Annotated in this window: 5 protein-coding genes; 3 read left to right on the forward strand and 2 right to left on the reverse strand. The window is 74.5% G+C overall.

All coding sequences use genetic code 11. The features are described from left to right. Positions 1-93: 93 nt before the first annotated feature. Positions 94-582 (forward strand): glutathione peroxidase, encoded by a 489-nt coding sequence (locus L7D48_RS26225; protein ID WP_237883175.1) that lies wholly within the window; start codon positions 94-96, stop codon positions 580-582. Positions 583-598: 16 nt separating this feature from the next. Here the strand turns inward: L7D48_RS26225 and L7D48_RS26230 are convergent, their stop codons facing one another. Further along, positions 599-1,318 (reverse strand): hypothetical protein, encoded by a 720-nt coding sequence (locus tag L7D48_RS26230; protein WP_237883177.1) that lies wholly within the window; start codon positions 1,316-1,318, stop codon positions 599-601. 65 nt (positions 1,319-1,383) lie between these two features. Next, positions 1,384-2,580, reverse strand: a complete 1,197-nt coding sequence (locus L7D48_RS26235) for an epoxide hydrolase family protein (protein WP_237883179.1) — start codon at positions 2,578-2,580, stop codon at positions 1,384-1,386. A 63-nt stretch (positions 2,581-2,643) separates the two neighbouring features. Between L7D48_RS26235 and L7D48_RS26240 the strand changes: the two genes are divergently transcribed. Further along, on the forward strand, positions 2,644-3,615 hold the full coding sequence (locus L7D48_RS26240; RefSeq protein ID WP_237883181.1) for a YafY family protein: 972 nt from the start codon (positions 2,644-2,646) through the stop codon (positions 3,613-3,615). Positions 3,616-3,690: 75 nt separating this feature from the next. Then, the gene (locus tag L7D48_RS26245) at positions 3,691-4,443 is read left to right on the forward strand and encodes an antibiotic biosynthesis monooxygenase (protein ID WP_237883183.1); all 753 of its coding nucleotides are present in this window, start codon (positions 3,691-3,693) and stop codon (positions 4,441-4,443) included. Positions 4,444-4,554 lie beyond the last annotated feature (111 nt).

The raw sequence follows: 4,554 nt of genomic DNA on the forward strand, positions 1-4,554 counted from the left end.
GTGCTGAGGTTTCCGGCGGGGGCGTGGGAAACGTTCCTGGGTGGTGTGAAGGCTCACGGCGGGCGCGGGCGCGAACTCTGCTAGACAGGGCCCATGAGCCTCTACGACATCCCCCTTCGCACTCTGACCGGCGAGCCCACCACCCTCGGCGAGCACCGGGGCAAGGTGCTGCTGGTCGTCAACGTCGCGTCCAAGTGCGGGCTGACCCCGCAGTACGAGGGCCTGGAGCGGCTGCAGAAGAAGTACGCCGACCGCGGGTTCACCGTGGTCGGCGTGCCGTGCAACCAGTTCATGGGCCAGGAGCCCGGCACCGCCGAGGAGATCGGCGCGTTCTGCTCGGCCACCTACGGCGTGACCTTCCCGATGCTGGAGAAGACCGAGGTCAACGGGGACGGCCGACACCCGCTCTACGCCGAGCTGACGAAGCTGGCCGACGCCGAGGGGCAGGCCGGGGACGTGCAGTGGAACTTCGAGAAGTTCCTCATCGCGGCGGACGGCACCCCCGTCGCACGGTTCCGTCCCGCCGTCGAGCCGGAGGCGGCGGAGGTCGTCGCCGCGATCGAGGAGCGGCTGTCCGCCTGATCCGGCGGCGGGCCGTTCACGGCCGGTGGCCGGTCCGCGCGGGCCGGCCGCCGCTCCCGGGGCGCGCCGGGTTCCCCGGGTTCGCCCGGCTCCCCGGGTTCAGTCGCGGCATGCGCGCGCTCCCCCAGGTGCCCAGCGCCACATGTGCCAATGCCGTCCCCACCAGGAAGCCGCCGTACGACGGGGTGTCCTCGTCCGTGGCGGGATCGGCCGCGCCTTCGGGGTCGTGGAGTACGCGCAGGACGTCGCCCTTCTCCACGTGACCGTCGCAGCCGTCGCCCTGCGTCAGGTCCGGGGAGATCTCCCGGCCGGCCGGGTCGCGCAGGACGCACCGGTCGGTCTTCCCCTCCCTCTTCTCCACGATCACGGCCTGTGTCCACCGCCCCCGCTCCCGCAGGCCGTCGTCGTGTCCGGCCTGCCCGGCGGTGACGCCCAGCACGGCCCCGGTGAGGACGGGGAAGGCGAGCTGCCACGCCAGTTTGCGCCGGTCCCACGGGACGGGGCGCAGTTCGAGCACGGGTATCAGCAGGGCCGCCAGCGGGATCAGGACGCAGGCGGTCAGCGTGGCCGGGCCCCGCAGCCACCAGCTCAGCGGCGCGGCCGGGGCGAGGTAGGCCAGGGCCACCGCGGCGGTGGCGCACGCCGTGTGGAACGTGAACCACCACAGCGTCCTGGTGAACCGCGAGGAGGGGCCCGCCTCCATCGCCCCGTCCGCGCCGTCCGTTCTCGCACCCATCGCCGATCCGCCCCCGCATCCCCCGCCGCGCCTGTCGGGGTCGAGGCTAGCCGGATGCCCGAACGTCAGCGCAGCGGGCGGAAGAAGTCGCGCAGATCGCCGGTGAGGAGGGCGGGCTGCTCCAGGGCGGGGAAGTGGCCGCCCCGCTCGAAGGAGCTCCAGTGGGCGACGGCGCCGTCGGGGTCGGCCAGGGCGCGCAACCCCGGGTCCGAGGCGAACTCCGCGACACCGATGGGAATTCCGGTGACCGGCTCGCCCGCCGGGTGTTCCTGGGCGAGGCGCGCCGTCTCGCGGCGCGTCTCGTAGGTGAAGTGGGCCGTGGAGGCGCCCAGGCGGCCGAGCCAGTACAGCGTCACCTTCGTCAGGAGCAGGTCGCGGTCGACGGCGTCCTCGGGGAGTTCGGCGGCCGGGTCGGTCCACTCGTGGAACTTCTCGGTGATCCAGGCGAGTTGTGCGACCGGCGAGTCGGTGAGGCCGTAGCCGAGGGTCTGCGGGCGGGTGGACTGGATCCGGTACGAGCCCATCGCGTCCTCCCCGAAGGCGGGTCCGGGCCGTACGGCGACCGTCCCCGCCGCCGAGAGCACCGGCACCATGTCGTCCGTGCCCGCCATGGCGAGGTGCAGGCCGGCGACGTGCCCGGGGTCCAGCCGCCGCAGGGTGTCGGCGATGCCGCCGCCGACGTCGAAGCCGTGGACGCCGTAGCGGTCGTGGCCGAGGCGGCGCATCAGCCCGGCGAAGGCGGCGGCCGTACGCATGACGCCCCAGCCGGGGCCGGCGAGGGGGGTGGAGAAGCCGAAGCCGGGCGTGGAGGGGGCGATCACGTGGAAGGCGTCGGCCGGGTCGCCGCCGTGGGCGCGGGGGTCGGCCAGGGCGTCGATGACCGGGAGGAAGTCCACCGGTGATCCGGGCCAGCCGTGGCACAGCAGCAGCGGCAGGGCGTCCGGTTCGGGCGAGCGCCGGTGGAGGAAGTGGAGGGTCTGCCCGTCGACGGTGGTGGCGAACTGCGGGACGGCGTTCAGCCGGGCCTCCTGCGCGCGCCAGTCGTAGGAGGTGCGCCAGTACTCGGCCAGCTCCCGCAGGTACGCCAGGGGCACGCCCCGCTTCCAGCCGGGCTCGGGCGACTCGGCGGGCCAGCGCGTACGGGCCAGCCTCTCGCGCAGGTCGGCCAGTTCGGCCTCGGGGACCTCGATGCGGAACGGGCGGACGGCGGCGGGGGCGTCGGGTGTGGCGGGGGCTGTGTTCTCGGCGGTCTGCTGCTTCATGGGGACGACGGTAGGAGGACTTGAGGAACATTTCTTTCCTCAGGCCGACGGCAGAATGAGGAGATGCTGGAGACCTCCGCACGACTGCTGCGCCTGCTCTCGCTGCTCCAGTCCCGCCCCGACTGGTCCGGCGCCGAGCTGGCCGAGCGGCTCTCGGTGACGCCCCGGACCGTCCGCAACGACATCGCCCGGCTGCGCGCCCTGGGGTACGGGATCCACTCCGCCACCGGCACCTTCGGCGGCTACCGGCTCGGCGCCGGGGCGGCGCTGCCGCCGTTGCTGCTGGACGACGAGGAGGCCGTCGCCGTGGCCGTCGGCCTGCAGGCCGCCGCGGCCGGTTCGGTGACCGGCATCGAGGAGACCTCGCTGCGCGCCCTGACCAAGCTGCGGCAGCTCCTGCCCTCCCGGCTGCGCCACCGGCTCGACGCGCTGCGCGCCGCCACGGTCTCGGTGGGCGGCCGGCAGGGGCCGACCGTGGACCCAGGGGTGCTGACCGCGATCGCCGCCGCCGTACGCGACCGGGAGCGGCTGCGCTTCGACTACCTCTCCCACGACGGGACCGAGAGCGTGCGCACCGTCGAGCCGCACCGCCTGGTCCACACCGGGCGCCGCTGGTATCTGCTGGCCTGGGACGACGGCCGCGGCGACTGGCGCAGCTTCCGCGCCGACCGCCTCCGCCTCCGCACCCCGAACGGCCCCCGCTTCACGCCCCGGGAGCCGCCGGGCGGCGACGCCGTCGAGCATGTGCTGCGCGGGACGGGCTCGGCGGCGTGGCGGTACCAGGCCCGCGTACGGCTGCACGCCTCCCCGGCGGAGGCGGGCGAGCGGATCGTGCCGACGGCCGGGCTGCTGACCGACGACGGCCAGGGCGGGTGCGTGCTGGAGACCGGGGGCGACTCCCTCCACAACCTCGCCGCGTTCCTGGGCACCCTGGACCTGCCGTTCACCGTGCTCGACCCGCCCGAGCTGCGGGATCTGCTGCGCATCCTCGCCGACCGCTACCGGGCCGCCGCGGACGGTCCTCAAGCTCCTTGACCTCAAGGCGACTTGAAGTGTGAGTGTGGTTCCGCGAAGCCGGGAACACCCCGTGACCGACGAGGAGGCACACCCATGTCCACCACGCCCGTACACCCCGACCCCGCCCGCCTCGACGCCGGCGCCGTCCTCATCAGCACCTGGGACGTCGGCACGCCCGAGCGGCAGCGGGCCGCCGCGGACGCCATCGCCGCCACCTGGGGCAGGCGGGAGTGGCCGACGCCGGACATCCTGTCGTACAGCGTCTACGCCGGGACCGACGGCCGGACTCTGCTGCACTACTCCCAGTGGACGGACGAGAAGGCGTACGAGGAGTACGTGCGCACCCACCGCCAGGAGCGCAACGACGAGATCGACGACGCGGTGCCGGGCATCGAGCGGCTGCGCCTGGCGCGCACCCGGCGCTACCGCAGTCTGCCGGAAGGGCGGGACGAGCCGGGCCGGGACGGCAGGCGGCCCGAGCCGGGGTGCGTGGTGGTCGTGGAGGTGGGGTTCGAGGGGCCCGACGAGGCGCGGCAGCGGGCGTGGGTGGACACCGTGGCCGCCGCGATCGAGGACGACAGGGCCGACGGGAGCCTGCCGCCGGGCGGCATCTCGGCCCACTTCCACCTGAGCACGGACGGCACACGCGTGATCAACTACGCGGAGTGGGAGAGCGAGCAGGCGCACATCGACGCGCTGGAGGCTCCGGGCGAGGGGGTCGGCACGCCGTCGCCGCTGTGGGAGCGGGTGCGGAACTTCCCCGGACTGGTGAGCAGCGATGTGGCGCGCTACCGGCTGCTGTTCTCCGCCGAGCGTCCCGGGGAGCGGGCGGCGCGGGCCCGGTAGGCGTACGCGGCAGGCGTACGCGGCAGGCGTACGCGGACGGGCCGTACACGGGCGGGGAAAGGACCGGCGGCCCTGGCGTCGGGGGGTGTCGCCAGGGCCGCCGGGGTGTGC

Source organism: Streptomyces sp. ICN903 (assembly GCF_022015835.1).
GTDB lineage: Bacteria > Actinomycetota > Actinomycetes > Streptomycetales > Streptomycetaceae > Streptomyces > Streptomyces fenghuangensis.

Coding starts and splice junctions, on each gene's coding strand:
- L7D48_RS26245 (WP_237883183.1), top strand. CDS start 3,691: ATGTCCACCACGCCCGTACACCCCGACCCCGCCCGCCTCGACGCCGGC.
- L7D48_RS26235 (WP_237883179.1), bottom strand. CDS start 2,580: ATGAAGCAGCAGACCGCCGAGAACACAGCCCCCGCCACACCCGACGCC.
- L7D48_RS26240 (WP_237883181.1), top strand. CDS start 2,644: ATGCTGGAGACCTCCGCACGACTGCTGCGCCTGCTCTCGCTGCTCCAG.
- L7D48_RS26225 (WP_237883175.1), top strand. CDS start 94: ATGAGCCTCTACGACATCCCCCTTCGCACTCTGACCGGCGAGCCCACC.
- L7D48_RS26230 (WP_237883177.1), bottom strand. CDS start 1,318: ATGGGTGCGAGAACGGACGGCGCGGACGGGGCGATGGAGGCGGGCCCC.